This is a genomic window from Aliiroseovarius sp. S1339 (genome assembly GCF_023195695.1).
Taxonomy (GTDB): Bacteria; Pseudomonadota; Alphaproteobacteria; order Rhodobacterales; family Rhodobacteraceae; genus Aliiroseovarius.
Window position 1 is genome coordinate 15,840 of the sequence record NZ_JALPQG010000010.1, and the last position, 17,734, is coordinate 33,573.

Here is a 17,734-nt window from a genome sequence, read left to right on the forward strand (position 1 = left end):
CTATTGTGCGAACCCATTCAGCCATTCTTGCCGACGCTGCCAAACCTCTTTCCAAACCTGATGGGTTTCGCCAGCCCCACGCCGCGCCCCAACCGCGCCTGCAAGATAGCGCGACAGTGGATAGGCCGCGAATAACGCACGGGCAAACGGTTGCTGCCATTTGGGGAAATAGCGCTTCATCAACTCGCCCTTGGCGCGCAACACCTTCACCTGACGATCCGCGCGCACTGTTTCAGACACGCCGCCATAGTGGATGATCGTGGCGTCCGGCGTGACCATGGGGGCCGCCCCCAAATCTCGGCGCGCGCGCAGGCAAAGATCAGCCTCTTCGCCATACATGAAGAAGGTCAGATCAAACCCATCAAGTGCGCGCCAGTCATCTGCTTTCATCATGAAAAAACAGCCGCTAACGATGTCGACTTGTCGTTGGGTTCCACGATCCCAGCCGCCATAGGCTTCGGCGTTGAAAAGGGCGCTGCGGGGGAAAATACCGGTTAGACCGGTCGTGCGGCAAAACACGCTCCAGAATGTAAACTGCCGCCAACAAGATGACGGGTTTAACGACATATCGCCGTAATACGTGCGTCCACCCCAAATTTTGGCGTCGGGCTGGCGTTCGGCGAAACCAATCAATTTGTCTATTGCCCCATCCAAGACCACCGTATCGGGATTCAGCAGCAGAAGATATTCGCCCGTCGCGTGTTTGGCCGCCAGATTGTTGGCTTTGGCGAAGCCGTGGTTTTCCGTTTCGGCCATCAACACGTGGTCCGGAAATTCAGCCGCGATGGCCTTTGCAGACCCGTCGGACGAGGCGTTGTCGACCACGATAACCTCATGCGAAATCGTCGTCTCTTTCGCCACGGACCGAAGACAGGCCAGCGTCTCTGCGCATGTATTGTAGCTGACGACAATTATTGAAAGCTTCGGCATTCGGTCTGACTTTCCTGCGCAGGGAACGGATTATTTGTGTAAGAACGGCATGCGGTATTGGTGGATGGCAAGCCGCGCGCCACCCGAAAGAGGCTTATCATTCGACTATAGTGGCACGAACCTTGGCAGTCTTGGCAGGCTCTGGGTCATGAAGTCAATCAGCCGCGCATCGGCGTCCGCCTCAGATTCATCGGGTCGGATGGGTGTGACATAGCGCACCAGCGCCCCGTCGGTGCGGCCCATGGTCAGGCTGTCATAAACGACGCCGATCTTCGCGGTGAAATCGTTGGTCTGGCGTTTGCCGCGCTGTTCGAACCAGTAATAAACCAACTGCTTGTTCAGCCCCTTCTGAATGACCGAGCGGTTGACGTGGAAGCTGCCATAAGACGGGACATTCGGGTTGACCTCGACCGGTTCAAGGCTGAACACCTCCCACCCGCCAACAGGCAGGCAGACTTCGGGCGAATGGATGCCGCTGCCTTCGGTTTGCTTGTCATAGAAGGCGACGAACATGTTGATATAATCGGGCGAACCTGCGGCGGAATAGGTTGTGCTTAGGTAATCAGTCGCGCCCAGAACCCGCTCAATATCAGGGTCAAGGCGCGATGACGTGCCGGACCAATCGCCGAACTGGCGGGGGAACAGGGTGAAGGGTTCACGGTCCACCTTGACGGTTTCACCACCTTGCAGGGTCATCCAACCAACGGACACGGCCATGGTAATGAACGCAGCCGTCACCATGGCCTTTGAAGGCTGGATGCCAAGAAAGCGTCCGGCGACGGGCGCAAGCCCTTGGGTGTCCAGATCAATCGCCTCGCTTAACGGTTTCGGGTCACGGGTCAGGCGTTGCAAGATGATCGCCATGATAAACAGGATCAGGATGCAGATGACGAAAATCACCCAGCCTTCGAAGAAGTGCAAAAACCCCTCGGCCTGTTCGATCCCATAGCGATCGACCACAATGCCGATAATGCCGATCCGAACCGAATTCATGAACACGGTCAGCGGCGCGGCCGACAACAGTAGCACCGCTTTGTGCCAGATCGGGCCGCGATACAGGATCGCAAAAAGATAAGAAAAGCTGAGGATCGGGAACAGGTAACGCAGGCCCGAACAGGCCTCGGCGACCTGCAGCTTATAGACGCCAAGGTCGATGATGTTGCCTTCCAGAAAGACCGACACTCCCGCAAGGCTGACAAACCAGACGCCAAGTTCCGAAGACATGTATTGCAGTAGGATGGTCAGCTTCCAGTAAAGGAACTGCGGCAAGGGCAGCATGAACACCAGATGCACGACGGGCAGTTGGTGCGTGCGCCCGCGTTTCCAGCCGAACACCACCAACACCACACCACCCAGCCAGATGATCATCGCATAGGTGACGATGTCAGGAATGCGCGTCAGGTTGCCAAGGGTGGCGATGATCAGCGCCACGACGATCACCGCAATACCCGGCCACCGGTCGCGCACCGTCAGGTCCGGCAGCGGGGCTTTGCGCAGCTCGCGCAGGAACAGATAAAGTGAGATGATGGGGATCAGCGGGCCGTGGCTGTATTCAGGCGTTGACCATGCCTTGGCGAGCGAAACAAAGCCAATCCAGAAAACCGGTACGGCGCTGACCATCAGAACCGCAAACCAGAACACGCCCATGACGTTCAGGTCAGGCAGCGCATAGTTCGGCTTTTGTTGTTTTTCGCTGGTTATGGACATTGATCCTGTCCCTTAATGAAAACTGGCATGAATTCGGACAAACGGCATTCGTGAAATAAGACGATAATTATCAGACATTTTTCGGGCATGACCCATGGAAAATCCACCATTTCCTAAAAAATTTGCCGTTTCTCACCGGAAAGTGAGGCGGTTGTTCGCAATCTAGAAACGATTTGGGGCGGCAGGGCGACCAATTCCGACATGCATCACCGCCCGCGCCAAAATCGGTTTCAGGTCAGTTCGCATCCTCCGGCGGCGGGTTCTTCAGGCGGTCCACTTCGGCGTCGATGGTGGCGGCGAAGTCAGGCAGGTTGGCGGGATCCAGCATCGCTTTGGTTTTGTCGAACTGTGCCAATGCGTCGTCTGTGCGACCCGCCGCGGCATATGCCATCGCCAGATGAAACTGCACCGTCGCGTTTGTGTCCAGCGCAGCGGCGGCGGGTTCCAGATGGGCGACCGCCTCGTCATAGTTTTGCAGGCGATAGGCGATCCAGCCATAGGTGTCCTGAAACGGTGCCACATCAGTGCCACGCAACCGCCGTGCAACCACATAGGCGCGTTCAAGGCTTTCGGTGTCAGCGCGGTGATCGGCCAGAAGGCTGGCAAGGTTGTTGGCCACAATCAGGTTGCTGCTGTCGGCGGCATAAAGGGTTTCATAGACCGTGATCGCGCCGTCGATATCGCCAGCCTGCTCAAGCTCTCCGGCTTCGATCCACATCAGCTCGGCGTTGTCAGGCAGTTTGGCGCGGGCGGCGGCCAGCGTCGTCATGGCAGCGTCTTGGTCGCCACTGCTGCGTTGCAGGCGATACAGGGCGACCCAAGTCTCGGGCCGCTGGTCGTCTTCCTCCAGAAGGGCGCTGAAAATGGCTTGCGATTCTGCCACGCGATTGCTTTGCGCCAGGATCGAGGCACGCACAAAACGCAGCATCGGTGCATCCGGCGTGGCCTGAAGCAGCTTGTCGACATGGGCCAACGCCTCTTTCGTGTCGCCGCGTTCCAGCAGGCGTCGGATGATGGCAATATCGGCATTATCGGCGGCGTCGCTGGTTGACGCGACCGATTCCAGAAAGGCCGTCAGTTCGGAATCGCGGTTCTGTGCGGCCAGCTTGCGCGCGGTCAGGCTGTTGGCAATCTCGGTTGTGTCTTCGCGATCAAACCCTCGCAGGGTTTTGGCAACGTGCTCGCTGCGCCCCCAATCCTGCATGTCGATATAAAGACGCCCCAGATCCGTCAGAATCTGCACGTTATCGGGTTGCACGCGCAGCGCACCCAACAGCGCATCTTCAGCGGGGCGCAATTTGCCCTGCGATATCAGGTGGCGGGCATAGCGCATGCTTTCCGCAGCGCCGTTGCCCGAATTTTCGACCGCAAGGGCCAGCATTTCCGACATCAGATCCTGGTTGCCGTCACGTTCATGCGCAAGCGCCATCAGGGTCATGATCTCGGGATCATTCGGGCTGTCGGCCAAGGCTGCGCGCAAGGTCATGATCGCGTCGCCCGTCTGATCATCTTCGATCAGCCATTCAGCGCGACGTTTCAAAGCTTCGGAATGGGTGGAATCGCGTTCCAACACCTCTTCTATCAGGGCGCGGGCACCGACCGGGTTGCCGGTAATGTCGAGCATCCGCGCAAGGCCGACCTTAACATTATCGGTGTTTTCGGAAGGCTCCGCGCCGTCCAAAATGGTCTGCATTTCGGCAATTGCATCATCGCGCGCACCCGTGTCGAAGTTGATCGAGGCACGCAGCGACCGATGCAACGCCTCATGCGGGCCGCCTGCGGCAATCATCTTGTCCAGTTCGGCTTTGGCCGCATCCTTACCGCGGAATTCGGACAAAAATCGGATCAAAGTCGCCCCGGCTTCGGGGCTTTCGTCCTGCGGATCGACGCGGTCGCGCAACAGGGCTTCGGCCTGGTCGATGTTGCCGCGCGAGATGTGCCATTGCACAAGCGCTGCCAGAATTTGTTCGTCCTCAGGGAAGGTTTTGACCATCTCGGTCAATTGCTCTTTCACAGCAAGGGCGTCGTTGGTTGCATATAGAATGCCAAGCCTCTTTTGCAGCAAATCAAGCGCATCGGGTTCATGTTCCAGCGCCGCATCCACCGCCTTCAACGCGTTGGACCAGTCTTTCAGCCGGGCATAGTCGTCAATCACAAGACGGTGCAACCCCGGATGAGCGGGATCGCGCGCCAGCAAGTCAAGCGTGTCGGACTGAGCCTTGACGCGCGCCGCTTCATCTCCGGCAAGAACGGCATCGCGATAGGCCAACGCCACCAGAGCCACCCGCACGTTCGGGTCATCGGGCGCAAGTTTGGCGGCGTATTCGCCGTGGCGGCGCAGCTCGTCCCAGTTGCCATTTTCCAACGCCATGTCCGTCAGCGCCTTGCGGCCTTCCAGATCATCCGGGTATTGCTCGACCAGCCGCAGATATTGGCCGTAGGCCTCGGCGACCTCGCCGCTATCGCGCTGCATCTTCGCATATGTAAGCCGCGCTTCACGGTGCTGTCCGTTCAGGTCAAAGACGTTCCGAAACTCGACAACAGCGCGCGCTGTATCGCCGTTTTCCATATGCGCAAGCGCGGCTTTGAAATGGTCTTCGGCGCGTTCTTCTGCCGATTGGCAGCTTGACAGAACAGTCAGGGCGCAGGCCAGAAAAATGCCGGGAAGGATGCGATGGGTCATGGGTTACAAAGCTCTAATATTATTGGGCACGCGGGCCGCGTGCAGCGTATCAAATGTGTCTATAACACATATCTATACAAGTCATTTTGCGCAAACAGGTTCGTGGCGTGGCTGGGCGCGAAAATTCAACCCCGACCGCCCGCACCTGACAATGCCCAGATGAGAGGCGGCATGAAAAAAGGGCCGTGAAAACGGCCCTTTTTCCTGTCGTTAGATCCAGAGGATCAAACGGCTTTTTTACGCTTGCGCGACAGGGCACCAAGCCCGGCCAGACCACCCAGCAGCAGGAAACCAGCTGCAGGCAGCGGAACCGGTGCGACGGTGAAGCTTTTGATGCGGAACCGGTCGTAGTAACCATCAGCGGCGATCGTGAACGACGACGCTTCGACATTACCGAAGTAATACGGGTTGCTCGAAGATTCGTTGGCAACTTTGCTGCCGTTGACATAAATGTCAGCGTCATCACTGCCGCGGAAGTACGAGAACGTGACCGACACAAGACGGACCGCTTTGTCGAACGTAAACGTGATCGCCTCGTCAAGGAAACCGTCCAGTTGTGCGGTGTTGTCACCCCAACCCGACACACCAAGGCCACCCCCGGTTTGTGTCAGATAGTCATTGAACGGACCACGGCGCCACGGGTCGATTGAACCCGAAACATAGCCTGATTTGAACGAACCCATTTGACCCAGCGAGGTTACGTCACCACCGCTTCTCAGATCGACAACGGTTGAAGCGCTTGCGGCCGTCGCGGTGAAACCTACGACTGCTACAGTTGCTAGAAGTTTCTTCATTTTTTTCCCCTTCTTCGTAATAAATTTTTGATACTAAATATCACTCGTGCAAAATACACCACCACGGAAAAATTACCATGCGGCCGAGCGAGTGTCACCAGAAATTTAGGCAAATTCGACAGGAAAATGGCAAGAATGCGATTTTTCAAACCCTTAGGTGTGACCTGTCCGGGCGATAAGCTAACATTGTGTAATAAGGCGAAACAATGGGTGACTGTCAGCGCGTCTGCTGAAAGACCGTTGGCAGGCCGCGTCGCCCCTCAATCACAGGATATTTGGGGGTTTGGCCCTCGACGCGACCCGTCGTGTCAAACGTCTGATCCCCATATTCCGAGCGCCGCCGCCAGCCGGTCATATCCGCGCCGTCATAAGTGAAATCGTCGGCCCATTCTGTCCGCGGAAACAGCAAGGGGTCATAGACTGCGCCATCGCGGGGGGTGCGCACAAGGCGGGTAATCCGCATGCGGGCGTCCGGCCCCGGAGCGTAATGGCGCGTTTCGTGACCCGGCAGTTGAACAGACAGAAACGCGGGCGCGCTGTCGTGGACGCCATTATTGGCAATCACCGCGATATCCACCCGCGTTGATGACATATCAGGCGATCCCGCCACGACATTGGCGCCCTGCCAGCCCAGCGTGATCCGGGCCGAGGTTCCAGCCTCGTCCAGCACGTCAATATCAACCTGCCGCCCGTCGCCGCGCAACAGCACCCAGTCAAAGGTCAGCGGGCGATCATTCGGGTCTTTGGTGTCTTCGACGCTCAGCACCATCTCGCGCTCAAAGCGGTGGCTGCGCCAGATGCGCGCGATGGCGGATGGCGTGTCAAACAGCCGTTCGCTAAGGCCGTCGCCGAACATCTCAACGCCCGGCTGCGCGACAGGTTCGCTTAGCACCGACAAACGGACCATGGGGGGGATGTCTTCCGGCTTGATCGTGTTGGCCAGCGCCACCATCCGCCCTAGGTTCAGGCCACGCGACGGAAAGACGGTGGGGTGGGCGATGGCGGCGCGATAATCACCGCGACTGCTGACCTGATCGCGGCTGCGGCGAAACACCATCTGCACGGTTGGCGCAAGCAACCCCGCTTCCATCAGCCGCGCCTTGGTCGTGGGGCGGAAGGCGGCAAGGATCATTGCCAATGCCTCAAGATGCGGCTGATCCGAGCCTGAGGAGCCCTGCGAAATGATATAATAAGGTGTATTGGCCGGAAACATATCGGTGCCGCCCGGTTCGTGATCCCTGTATGACGGATAGACATGGATCTGACCGGTCACATAGTTCTGATACAGCGCCTCCGCGCCATCGCCCAAACCGCCACCCGCCATGCCGGTCAAAACCAGACGCGGCAGGGATCGTGTAAAGGGCCCTCGGGTCAGGGCGGTGGATGAATTGCCGATGACCGGCGCGTCAAACAACAAGCCCACAGCGGGGCCATAGTCGATGTTCTGGTCGCGCAGCAAAGGGTGATACAGCAATTCGGTCAACTGCGGATGGCCTGCCAATTTTAGTCGCGAATGCCCGCGATCACGGTTCTCATACAAATCGCCGCGATTGCCCGCCGCCGCCCCGCGCGCGACCAACTGGGCCAGCAGTTTATGGCCGGGCAGTTCTTTGTGGCGGCCAAGCACCGGCGCGTTTTTGAGGTTGGGAAACGTGACCTGCACAGTGGGGCGCGTGGCCAGCGGTGGGGGCGGCAAATGCACCGGCGCGACATAGGCGACCCCGCCATTGACGACCACCGGCTGAGGGCTGGTTTCCTCCGCGTCTTGCACCTGGTCTTGCGCCTGCCCGGGCAGGCTGACGCATGAAAATAGGCCCAAAACAAGCGCCGCGACCGGCAGCACGCTGCGTATTGTGCGAGGCGTTTTCATAATCTCCCCCAAACATCACCGGTGCAATGATGGCAACTGGCCATGCAGCCGCCAAACCTGCCAGACCGCAACGATCAAAAGGATCGGGCCAGCCATTTCCAAAAGGCGCGACGCGGCGTCCAATGACACGTCATCCACCACATGGAACACTGTGAACAGACGCAGCCCAAAGAACAGCCCCAACGCGACGACGCCCGACAGCTCCAACCACATATGTGCCAGCGACCGGCGCAGGCCGATTACGATCCACACCACCCAGACCCCGACCATCCCGGTCACGATGACGGAGGCAACAAGCTGCACGCCACGGCGCGCGCCATACCAGCCTTGCGCCCGCGCGATGCACCGACCCGCGGCCAGTAGATAGGTCTGCAAATCAAGCTGCTTGTTCAGCGTAAGCAGCACCAAAAACACGGCCGTGGACAGCCAGAACCACCGCTCAAAACGTCGCTCGGTTCCCGTGAAAACCGGCGAACGTGCACAACGTAGCGACAGATAGGCCGCGACACATAACAGGCCCGTGGTCAGCCACCCCAAGGCGGTCGGGTCGCCGATAACAGGGTTCCACGTCGATTTTGCGCACGTCCAATAGACATTCGGGGTTGCTGGCATCAGGTCCGGCTTCTCAAATAAAATAGAATCACACGGTAATCCGCTCATATTACTACAATCCTCGCCCGTTGCCTCGTGGATTGACCGCATAAAGGCGCGATTTGACCAATGCCCTGGGGTTGCCTAATTTGATCGTCACGGTCGGCGCGCCCTGCCCCCGACCGCATCAAGGATACGCCAAGATCATGAAACCTTTAGATATTTACGACGTCGACACGGTGGTTGCAGGTGGCGGAGTCATTGGCATCGCGATTGCCCGCGCGCTGGCTATGGCGGGGCGCGAGGTCTGGCTTTTGGAAAAAAACGCCCATATTGGCGAGGAAACCAGCGCCCGCAATTCCGAGGTTATTCACGCCGGCATCTATTACGATCACGGGTCGCTGAAGGCGCGCCATTGTGTGCGGGGCAAGACCCTTCTTTACGACTATTGCGCAGACAGGGGTGTGGCGCATCGACGGTGCGGCAAGCTGATCGTGGCATCTCGCGAAGGCGAGGTGTCGCGGCTGTCAGGCATCGCAGACCGCGCGCGCCAAAACGGCGTTGACGACCTTGAGTTGCTGGACGCCAAGACGGCCTTGCAGATGGAACCGGACCTGCGCGTGCAAGCCGCCTTGTGGTCGCCATCCACCGGTATAGTGGACAGCCACGCTTTGATGCTGTCCTTGCTTGGCGACGCCGAGGCCCACGGGGCTACAACCGCGCTTCGCGCCCAAATAACCGGCGGCAAGCTGGAAACAGACGGCCGCGTGACGCTTGATGTCCATGGCGAAGACCCCGTGCGCCTGCGCGCGCGATCTTTCATCAACGCCACAGGGCTTTGGACGTCCAAACTGATGCAATCCATCGACGGCCTGCCGTCCCCGCCCGATCTGGCCCTTGTGAAAGGGAACTATTTCCTGCTCAGTCGCAAAGCCCCGTTTTCCCGACTGATCTATCCAGTGCCGGCAGATGGCGGGCTGGGCGTTCACCTGACGCTTGACCTGGGCGGTCAGGCGAAATTTGGCCCCGATACCGAATGGCTGGACACAAGCAATCCGGCCGACATCGACTACGGCGTCAGCGGGGACGCGCGCGCTGCGTTTGCCGACGCTATCCGGCAATACTGGCCCGCGATCACGGACGCCGATCTTGTGCCCGGCTATGCCGGCGTTCGTCCCAAAGTGGCGGGGGCCGATTACCCGGACTTTCAGATTGATGGGCCGGATGATCACGGGCTTGGACCGCATGTCTTCCTGCACGGGATCGAGTCTCCGGGCCTGACCTCATGCTTGTCGATTGCGGACCATGTGGCCGGTTTGCTGGCGCATCAACGCTGACCCGCGGCTTCGCGCGAAAAAACAACAGGCTTGCCCCAACGCAATCGGGCGCTTAAAAACATACGAACCCCTGCGCCATATCCGTTTTAGCAGGGGCTCGGTCGATTTTGTTGATATCGCAGTCTTTTTTCTGCATGGTTTACGTGAAAACGAATATTATTATTGTGATCGCCAGTTGAATGCTGGCCATTCCAAGACACGCTTGAATATATGCAGGGGGTTATTTTGACCGCATCGCAGATTGAGCCGGACGCACCTCGTGTCGCGTTATTGTCATTGAGAAATTTCGAAAATCATGTGTCCCGATCACATGGCTATGAATTTGAAGACACAATCAGCGAAGCGCTTGACGCCGCCGAGGTCTTCCAGCCGACGACGCTTCCTTATGCACGAGCCTTGTTAAAATCGAAAAAATCACTGTCCGCCCTGACACAACACGCCAGCCGATTGCCGTGCGGGTTGCGGTCGGTAGAATTCAAACAGGATTATGACCTGTTTTTTTACAGCGTCGCGCATCTGGAAGATCTGCATTTCCTGTCGTCCCTGAAGGGATGGCGCGACAGATCAACCAAAGCGATTTGTTGGATACAAGAGCTGTGGCTGCAACGGCTGGATCAAATCCCCTCCCTTGTCGATCAACTGAACGCGTTTGACCATGTGATCTGCTCGTTCGTCGAAACGGCGCAAGCCTTGCGCGAAAAACTATCCGTCCCTGTTCTGTACCTACCTTGGGGCGTGGATATGATGCGGTTCTGTCCCTATCCCAACCCACCACAACGCGCGATTGATATGCTCAGCATCGGCGTGGCGCACCCGAACACCCACAAGGCACTGATCGAGTTCGCAGACCAAGGCGGGTTCTTCTATTCCTATGAAACAATTTCCGGTCGCGCCATCATGCAGGATTATCGTGCGCACAGAGACAATTACATCGGACAGTTAAAGCGCGCCAAATACTTCTGCTCGTATATTGCCAAGGTCGAACGCACGCAGGAACGCGGCCAGCAGGTCGAATTTGGGCTGCGCTATCTGGAAGGGTTGGCGGCGGGGGCCATCGTGTTGGGCAACCTGATCGACAGCGACGCCTTCCGCGAACATATCGGCTGGCAAGACGCGGTGATCGACGCGCCTTATGACTGCCCGCAGATCGGCGACATCATCACCAAGCTAAACGAAGATCCGGCGCGCTGTGCGGCCATCCGTGCGCGTAATATGACCGAGTGTCTGACCCGTCACGACCATCTTCACCGCTGGGAAAAAGTGTTGGAACTGGCCGGATTGACCCCCCACCCGAAGCTGGAGGACCGCCGTGCGGCGCTGGCCGAACGCGTCAAGATGGTCGAAAAGGCGCCCGACAAATAGGTCGGGGCGACGCGAACGCCGCCCCGGATTGGGTATGAATGGCCCGGATCAGCGGACCATGCGGAATTCGTCGTCCAGCCGCCCTTCGGCGACCAAGGCTTCCAACTGGGCCAGACGTTTGTATTTGCGGCCCTCAAAATCCTCGGACACAAGGCCGTATGATTTGACCGCGTCATACAATTGCTGCGCACCGCGCTTGGCGTCCCAGACCGGTTCGAACCCCGGTATCAAACGTTCGATCTTGGCCGAGCTCACGCGATAGGATCGGTTGTCGGGCCCCGCGTCAGACGCATAGTCGATCTTGGACCCGTCAACAGTATTTGCCACAATCTCGGCCAGCTCTTTGATCTGATAGTTATTTTCCGTTCGGCACACGTTGAACGCTTCGCCCCGGATCGCATCGGCGTCCGCATCAAGCGCGGCCAAGAAAGCACGCGCCATATCCTCAACATGGATAATGGGGCGCCACGGCGTGCCGTCCGACATCATCAGGATTTTGCCAGTGGTGTAAGCGTGCGCGATCAGGTTGTTCAACACGATGTCGAACCGCATCCGGGGGCTGACGCCATAAGCTGTCGCAAACCGCAGGAAGACCGGACAGAAATTATCATCCGCCAGCGGCTTCAGATCGCGTTCCGCCAACACCTTGGACACGCCATAATCGGTCTGCGGGTTCAGCTTGCCGCCTTCGTCCACCAACCCCTCGCCCGCCTTGCCATAGTTCGAGCAAGACGAGGCAAAGACGAAGCGTGAAACCCCCGCCTCTTTCGCGCAGCGTGCCACATGGACAGTGCCTTCGTGGTTGATCTCTTGCGTCAATCCGGGGCGCAACTTGCCCAGCGGGTCATTGGACAGCGCCGCCAAGTGAACGACCGCATCAAAACCCCGCAGGTCATCAACCGTCAGATCGCGAATATCCTTGCCCAGATTGGGAATGTCCGGAACATCGCCACCGGGCGAAAAATCTGCTTGGTCAAAGAGATTTATATCGCACCCAGTCACCTGGATTCCCGCCGCGGCCAATACCGGGGCGGTGACCGTCCCCACGTAACCGAGATGCCCCGTTAGAAGCACTCGTCTCGTTTTCCCATGTTGCCCAGGGTCTGTTACCATTTTTCCACATCTCCTCAAGCCGGCGTTTGTCCGCCAGGTGATCCATACAATACCAAAAGCCCGGATGACGATATGCCATCAGCTCGCCCATTTCCATGAGCTTGGGCAGCGGGCCTTCTTCCCACATAATCTCGTCGCCATTCACATCGGCGACAGCGTCGAAGACTTCAGGCTCCAACACAAAAAAACCACCGTTGATCCAGTCCACGGCCGTTTCAGGCTTTTCTTCGAACCCATTGACCTGCCCGTCCTCTTCGACTGACAGATGGCCAAAGGTGGTCAGCGGGCGCACCATCGTCATCGTGGCCAGTTTGCCGTGCGACTTGTGAAACGCGAGCAATGCGTCAACATCGACATTCGAGACGCCATCGCCGTAAGTCAGCATGAAGGTTTCGCCACCCAGATAGGGTTCCAGCCGCGCCAGACGCCCGCCGGTCATGGTGTCAATGCCCGTATCAATCAGATCAATCGTCCACGGCGGGACAGGGGCTTGATCATGTTCGTTGCCTTCGGGTTCACCGAACAATTCGCGATTTTCAAAATCCACCCGCAAATTACCGCTATATTGGCACAGGTCTGATACATATTTCTTGATCTGATCGCCCATATATCCAAGCGCCAGCACAAAGTCGTGGTGCCCATAGGTCGAATAATGCTGCATAATGTGCCATAAAATTGGCCGGTTTGCGACTTCGACCAGCGGTTTCGGGCGAACGTGGGTTTCTTCAATCAACCGCGATCCCTTACCGCCCGCAAAAATTACCGTTTTCAATATTTCCTCCTCAAAAAAACCTGCGCCTTACTAAAAAATACAACTAACACCTAAATAAAAAATCTCCCAACTTTTTGCGCGAACGCAGCCATTGGCGACAAAAAATGATCTTGCTCCCTTATACCGAGCATCACATGAGCGGACAATAACATTAGAGAAAACACAAGCTTGGCAGGCCGAAGACTCCCGCCCCGAAGCATCCCGGTGCTTGATGACCCGTGATCGGCAGAGCGGTCGAACTCGATTCCTTCAACGGCCGCCCACCCTGCGCCCACCAAGACGCCCTGTTGTCCGCGCGGACCGTAACGCATCGTGGGAAAATAAAGTGCCGCACGGATACAAGCATTGCAAAAACAATGATTTAGCTGCCAACCTCTCTTTTTCGTGAGTTTCGTTGACATATATCAAGACGCGCGCCGCCCGTTCCCGCCATCTTCACATTGCCTCACCAAGCAAATGGAGAGTGATCATGTCACTTGGAACCACCCAAAAGAATATCCGCAGCTCGCTAGGGATTGGCTTAGCCATGATGCTCGGCAGCGTCGCTCTGCCAGCAATGGCTGAAGGTCCGACCCTCAGCGAAGAAGCATTTGATGCTTCGAAGCAACTTTATTTTGAACAATGTGCCGGTTGTCACGGCGTGCTCCGTAAGGGCGCGACAGGCAAAAGCCTTGAACCGGTTGTGAAAACCACTGCCGACGATGGCACGGTAACAGAAAGCGGCACGCTTAAACTCGGCCAGGAACGTCTTGAAAAGATTATTACCTGGGGCACCGAAGGCGGCATGAACAACTTCTCGGACATTATGACCGAGGAGCAGATCAAAGACATGGCGACCTATATCCAAATGGATCCGCCCAAGCCGCCAGAAATGTCGCTGGCTCAGATGAAAGAGACCCGCAAGGTCTATGTCGAAGAAGCCGACTACCCGACCGAGCCGCTGCATGGCCGCAACTGGGAAAACTTCTTCGTCGTCATCGAACGTGACGCTGGTAAAGTTGCCATCGTTGACGGTGACACCAAAGAGGTGCTGACACACATCCCGACCGGCTATGCCGTGCACGTGATCAAAGCGTCAGAGCACCACAAGATCACCGAACCCGAACAGCCCGGCCGCTTCTGGTACACGATGGGCCGCGACGGCAAGATGACCAAGATCGACCTGTGGCAAACACCGGACAAGATGTTGGTTTCCGAAGTCAAAGTTGCCTATGACGCACGTGACGTTGCCGTATCCGGCGATGGTAAATACGTCATCGGTGGCGGCTACTGGCCTCCGCACTTCGTGATCGCGGATGCTGTGACCATGGAACCGCTGAAGGTCGTATCGACCCGCGGCGTGAACGTGGACGGCGACTATGTGGAAGAAGCCCGTGTGGCAGCCATCTACACCACGCCCAATGAAACCAGCTGGCTGGTTGCAGTGAAAGAGCTGGGGCAGATGTGGCAGGTTGACTACTCCGACCTGGAAAACCTGCGGATCGACAAGATCGACTCGGCCAAGTTCCTGCACGATGGGTTCTTTGATCCGACAGGTCGTTACTTCCAGATCGCGGCGAACGCCTCGAACAAGATGGTTGTTGTCGACACCAAGGAACGCAAGCTGGAAGCCATGATCGACGTTGCCGCGCTGCCGCACCCCGGTCCCGGCGCCAACTGGATCGACCCGAACTGTGGCCCGGTTGCAGGCACCACCCACCTGGGTGTTGGCACTGTGACGGTCTGGGGCAACGACCCCGAAGGTCGCCCGGACGAAGCTTGGAAAACCTGCTACGAAGTTGAAACTGACGGCGCTGGCCTGTTTGTCCGGACCCACCCGAACTCCAAGTATGTTTGGGCGGATCAGACAAAACACCCCGAGCCTGAAATTCAGCAATCTGTTCAGGTCATCTCGAAAGAGACAGGTGAAATCGTGAAAACGATCCAGCTGACAGAACAAGAAGGCCACGCCGCTGTGCACTTCGAGTTCAACGCAGACGGCACCGAAGTTTGGGTGTCGAACTGGAACCTGGCAGACTCGCTTGAGCCGAACGGTGAGATCGTGATCTACGACGCCGAGACGCTGGAAGAAAAAGCCCGCGTGAAGGGTCTGTTTGCCCCGACCGGCAAGTTCAACGTCTTCAACCGGTCGAACCACGTCACCTAAGGGTGAGTTGAAAAAGAACCCAAGGGGGCGGGCACAGCGCCCGCCCCTTTTCTAATGACTGGTCTGAGCACGGACCAAACACGAAGCCAGAACGGAGCCTGGACATGTCCCAGACCAACGGTAGCGACCCGAAAAAGCCAATCTGGCGCCGGTATTTCCTGTGGGGAATGCCGCTTGCCGGTATCGCGGGCGTCTTTGTCGCCGGCATTATCTTCTGGGGTGGTTTCAACACCGCCATGGAAGCAACGAACACCAAAGATTTCTGTATCTCGTGTCACGAGATGGAAGATTTCGTCTATGCAGAATACCAGGGCACCATTCACGACGTGAACCGCTCGGGCGTTGGCGCGGTCTGCTCAGACTGCCACGTCCCGAAGGACTGGACCCACAAGATGATCCGCAAGATCAAAGCTTCAAGGGAACTTTGGGGCAAAATGGTCGGGACCATCAACACAGAAGAGAAATTTGAAGCCAAGCGTCTTCATCTGGCGATGAACGAATGGGAACGGATGAAGGCCACTGACAGCCGCGAATGCCGCAACTGTCACCACTTCGATTCGATGATGCCCGAATTTCAAGCCCCCCGTGCGCGACAGCAGCACCTGAACGCGATGGAAACCGGACAGACTTGTATCGACTGCCACAAAGGTATTGCGCACTCGGACGCGCGTAGCCGTGCGGACGAAGATTATCTGGAAGCGCTGGAAGCGCCGAACCCGAAGTTCATTCGCGAGATTCCGCAAGCCTATCTGGACAGCCTTGCCCGGGTCGAGGCCAAGGAAGCCGAAGAAGAAGCTGCACGCAAAGCCGAATCTGACGCCGCTCAGGCGCGTGTCATGGCCGCGGTTGAGGCCGCACGCGCCGATGAACGCGCCAAGGTCGAAGCCGAAATGGCAGGCTCCGAAGCGGATGCGCCCGCCAGTGGTGACACCGGTGACTCTGGTGGCGCAAGCGCCGGTGGCACGGTCGGTGCCAATGTCGATTGGGATGCTGTTGCAGCAACCGACATGACGCTGTTCTATCCGGGTCAAGCCTCGTTTGAATGGGTGCAGAACGGCAAAACCCATGGTGGCGCACGGCCTTTGACCAAAGGTGGCGACAAATGTTCGACCTGTCACGCCAAAGAGCTTGAAACCATCGGCAACAAGATCGTCGCTGGCAAAGACGAAGGTGGGCTGGAGCCGACCCCGATCCCCGGCAAGCGCGGCACGATCGCAGCATCCCTGAAGGCCACATATGACGATGAAAACGTCTATTTCCGCCTGCAATGGATGGATGCAGGTCACACCCCTGCCCCGTTTGTTGACGGCGGCAAGATGGACCCGGACAACCAAGTCAAGGTTGGCATGATGATCGCGGGAACTGGCATCGAAATGGGTGATCAAGTGGGCTGCTGGGCATCTTGCCACGCCGACAACACCTATATGCCTTTCGCACCGGAAGCGGACGCGATCGCCGCCAGCGGTGATGTGGCCGCCCAACTTCAGGCCGACACCACCATCACCAAGTACCTGTCCGAAAGCCGCACTGACATCGAGATCCGAGGTCGCGGTGACAAGGCGCTGGGTGGCTGGGACAAGGTGAAAGATCCTGCTGAAATCGACCAGCTTCTGGCCGATGGCACCTTCCTTGATCTGATGCGCGTCTATGCAGATGGCACAGCCGAAAACGGCTATCTTCTGCAAAACCGGGTGGTGAATGACGGTGAAATGGCGGGCGAGGCCAACTTGGCTGCCGATGGCACCTGGACGGTCACCTTCTCGCGGCCGTTGGTCGGTGGCGAAGGCGATGTCGCGCTGGAAGCAGGCAAGACCTACACGGTCGGCTTCGCGATCCACGATGACTTCACAGCGGCACGTTTCCACCATGTAACGCTGGACACCAGCCTTGCGCTGGACAATCCAGACGCCGCGATTAACGTGGTCAAGCAATAACAAACTGCGCTGCGGCCGCCCCAACCGGCCGCAGCGTCATTGATCCGAGGTTCAGAAAGGAAAGCTGATGAAACGCTCACTTGCCGCACTTGCCCTGTCCTCAACCGCCGTGTTTTGCACGGTTTTTCCCGTTTTGGCAGAGGACGACAAAAAAGCCGCCATTTGCGCCGAGGCCGAAGAACGCTATGTTGAACTGTTCGGCGCGCCCTCAGACGAAGCCGACGGCGTCACAATCGTCAAAATGTATAAATACAATTTCTGCCCCGGCGAACTGGTCGTGCCCGTCGGCACCACTGTGCGTTGGGTCAATGTGGACAAACGCACAAGCCACAGCGTGATTGTTCCCAACGAGCCCGAGAGCGACCGCGCTTTCCCGGAAGAAACCATCGAATACACCTTTCTGACCGAAGGCGACCAGGAATACCTTTGTGGACCCCATTGGGAAACGCAAAAGATGATCGGCATGGTCACGGTCACCTCAAAATAATCCTTTGA

At 57.7% G+C, this 17,734-nt stretch carries 13 protein-coding genes; 5 read left to right on the forward strand and 8 right to left on the reverse strand.

Annotation, left to right across the window (positions count from 1 at the left end; translation table 11 throughout):
* The 6 genes from MUY35_RS14570 to MUY35_RS14595 all read right to left on the reverse strand — a co-directional run bounded on the left by MUY35_RS14570 (nucleotide 1) and on the right by MUY35_RS14595 (nucleotide 8,596).
* Entirely contained in the window at nucleotides 1-930 is a 930-nt protein-coding gene (locus MUY35_RS14570; RefSeq protein WP_248369889.1) for a glycosyltransferase family 2 protein, read from the reverse strand.
* A gap of 105 nt (nucleotides 931-1,035) precedes the next feature.
* Nucleotides 1,036-2,637 (reverse strand): VPLPA-CTERM-specific exosortase XrtD, encoded by a 1,602-nt coding sequence (gene xrtD, locus MUY35_RS14575; protein WP_248369891.1) that lies wholly within the window; start codon nucleotides 2,635-2,637, stop codon nucleotides 1,036-1,038.
* A gap of 235 nt (nucleotides 2,638-2,872) precedes the next feature.
* Nucleotides 2,873-5,320, reverse strand: coding sequence for a tetratricopeptide repeat protein (locus MUY35_RS14580; protein ID WP_248369893.1), 2,448 nt, complete (start codon nucleotides 5,318-5,320; stop codon nucleotides 2,873-2,875).
* Nucleotides 5,321-5,544: 224 nt separating this feature from the next.
* A complete protein-coding gene (locus MUY35_RS14585; RefSeq protein ID WP_248369895.1) occupies nucleotides 5,545-6,114 on the reverse strand; it encodes a VPLPA-CTERM sorting domain-containing protein in 570 nt (189 codons plus the stop codon).
* A gap of 217 nt (nucleotides 6,115-6,331) precedes the next feature.
* Nucleotides 6,332-7,984 (reverse strand): hypothetical protein, encoded by a 1,653-nt coding sequence (locus MUY35_RS14590; RefSeq protein ID WP_248369897.1) that lies wholly within the window; start codon nucleotides 7,982-7,984, stop codon nucleotides 6,332-6,334.
* A gap of 15 nt (nucleotides 7,985-7,999) precedes the next feature.
* Nucleotides 8,000-8,596 (reverse strand): hypothetical protein, encoded by a 597-nt coding sequence (locus tag MUY35_RS14595; RefSeq protein ID WP_248369899.1) that lies wholly within the window; start codon nucleotides 8,594-8,596, stop codon nucleotides 8,000-8,002.
* Between the two features lie 185 nt (nucleotides 8,597-8,781).
* Here MUY35_RS14595 and MUY35_RS14600 point away from each other — a divergent pair, with 185 nt between their 5' ends.
* Together MUY35_RS14600 and MUY35_RS17200 are read left to right on the forward strand one after the other, a co-directional pair.
* The gene (locus tag MUY35_RS14600; RefSeq protein WP_248369901.1) at nucleotides 8,782-9,912 is read left to right on the forward strand and encodes an NAD(P)/FAD-dependent oxidoreductase; all 1,131 of its coding nucleotides are present in this window, start codon (nucleotides 8,782-8,784) and stop codon (nucleotides 9,910-9,912) included.
* Between the two features lie 297 nt (nucleotides 9,913-10,209).
* Complete coding sequence (locus MUY35_RS17200; RefSeq protein WP_248369903.1) at nucleotides 10,210-11,274, forward strand: glycosyltransferase; 1,065 nt, start codon at nucleotides 10,210-10,212, stop codon at nucleotides 11,272-11,274.
* Between the two features lie 48 nt (nucleotides 11,275-11,322).
* On the opposite strand, the gene MUY35_RS14610 is transcribed toward MUY35_RS17200, so the two are convergent.
* Together MUY35_RS14610 and rfbF are read right to left on the reverse strand one after the other, a co-directional pair.
* Nucleotides 11,323-12,348 (reverse strand): SDR family oxidoreductase, encoded by a 1,026-nt coding sequence (locus tag MUY35_RS14610; protein WP_248370000.1) that lies wholly within the window; start codon nucleotides 12,346-12,348, stop codon nucleotides 11,323-11,325.
* A complete protein-coding gene (rfbF, locus tag MUY35_RS14615; RefSeq protein WP_248369904.1) occupies nucleotides 12,248-13,159 on the reverse strand; it encodes a glucose-1-phosphate cytidylyltransferase in 912 nt (303 codons plus the stop codon). Before rfbF ends, MUY35_RS14610 begins: the two co-directional genes overlap by 101 nt.
* Nucleotides 13,160-13,628: 469 nt before the next feature.
* Here rfbF and MUY35_RS14620 point away from each other — a divergent pair, with 469 nt between their 5' ends.
* From MUY35_RS14620 to MUY35_RS14630, 3 genes are all read left to right on the forward strand, one after another.
* Nucleotides 13,629-15,305 carry a cytochrome D1 domain-containing protein gene (locus MUY35_RS14620; protein WP_248369906.1) on the forward strand — a complete coding sequence of 559 codons (1,677 nt, stop codon included), beginning with the start codon at nucleotides 13,629-13,631 and terminating at the stop codon, nucleotides 15,303-15,305.
* A gap of 104 nt (nucleotides 15,306-15,409) precedes the next feature.
* Nucleotides 15,410-17,239 carry a NapC/NirT family cytochrome c gene (locus tag MUY35_RS14625; protein WP_248369907.1) on the forward strand — a complete coding sequence of 610 codons (1,830 nt, stop codon included), beginning with the start codon at nucleotides 15,410-15,412 and terminating at the stop codon, nucleotides 17,237-17,239.
* 67 nt (nucleotides 17,240-17,306) lie between these two features.
* Nucleotides 17,307-17,726, forward strand: coding sequence for a plastocyanin/azurin family copper-binding protein (locus tag MUY35_RS14630; RefSeq protein WP_248369909.1), 420 nt, complete (start codon nucleotides 17,307-17,309; stop codon nucleotides 17,724-17,726).
* The last annotated feature ends 8 nt before the right edge of the window (nucleotides 17,727-17,734 follow it).

Bases quoted from the DNA above. Each gene is read 5' to 3' on its own strand.
- MUY35_RS14595 (WP_248369899.1), bottom strand. From the start codon at position 8,596: ATGCCAGCAACCCCGAATGTCTATTGGACGTGCGCAAAATCGACGTGG.
- MUY35_RS14585 (WP_248369895.1), bottom strand. From the start codon at position 6,114: ATGAAGAAACTTCTAGCAACTGTAGCAGTCGTAGGTTTCACCGCGACG.
- MUY35_RS14630 (WP_248369909.1), top strand. From the start codon at position 17,307: ATGAAACGCTCACTTGCCGCACTTGCCCTGTCCTCAACCGCCGTGTTT.
- MUY35_RS14590 (WP_248369897.1), bottom strand. From the start codon at position 7,984: ATGAAAACGCCTCGCACAATACGCAGCGTGCTGCCGGTCGCGGCGCTT.
- MUY35_RS14570 (WP_248369889.1), bottom strand. From the start codon at position 930: ATGCCGAAGCTTTCAATAATTGTCGTCAGCTACAATACATGCGCAGAG.
- MUY35_RS14620 (WP_248369906.1), top strand. From the start codon at position 13,629: ATGTCACTTGGAACCACCCAAAAGAATATCCGCAGCTCGCTAGGGATT.
- xrtD (WP_248369891.1), bottom strand. From the start codon at position 2,637: ATGTCCATAACCAGCGAAAAACAACAAAAGCCGAACTATGCGCTGCCT.
- MUY35_RS14580 (WP_248369893.1), bottom strand. From the start codon at position 5,320: ATGACCCATCGCATCCTTCCCGGCATTTTTCTGGCCTGCGCCCTGACT.
- MUY35_RS14625 (WP_248369907.1), top strand. From the start codon at position 15,410: ATGTCCCAGACCAACGGTAGCGACCCGAAAAAGCCAATCTGGCGCCGG.
- MUY35_RS14600 (WP_248369901.1), top strand. From the start codon at position 8,782: ATGAAACCTTTAGATATTTACGACGTCGACACGGTGGTTGCAGGTGGC.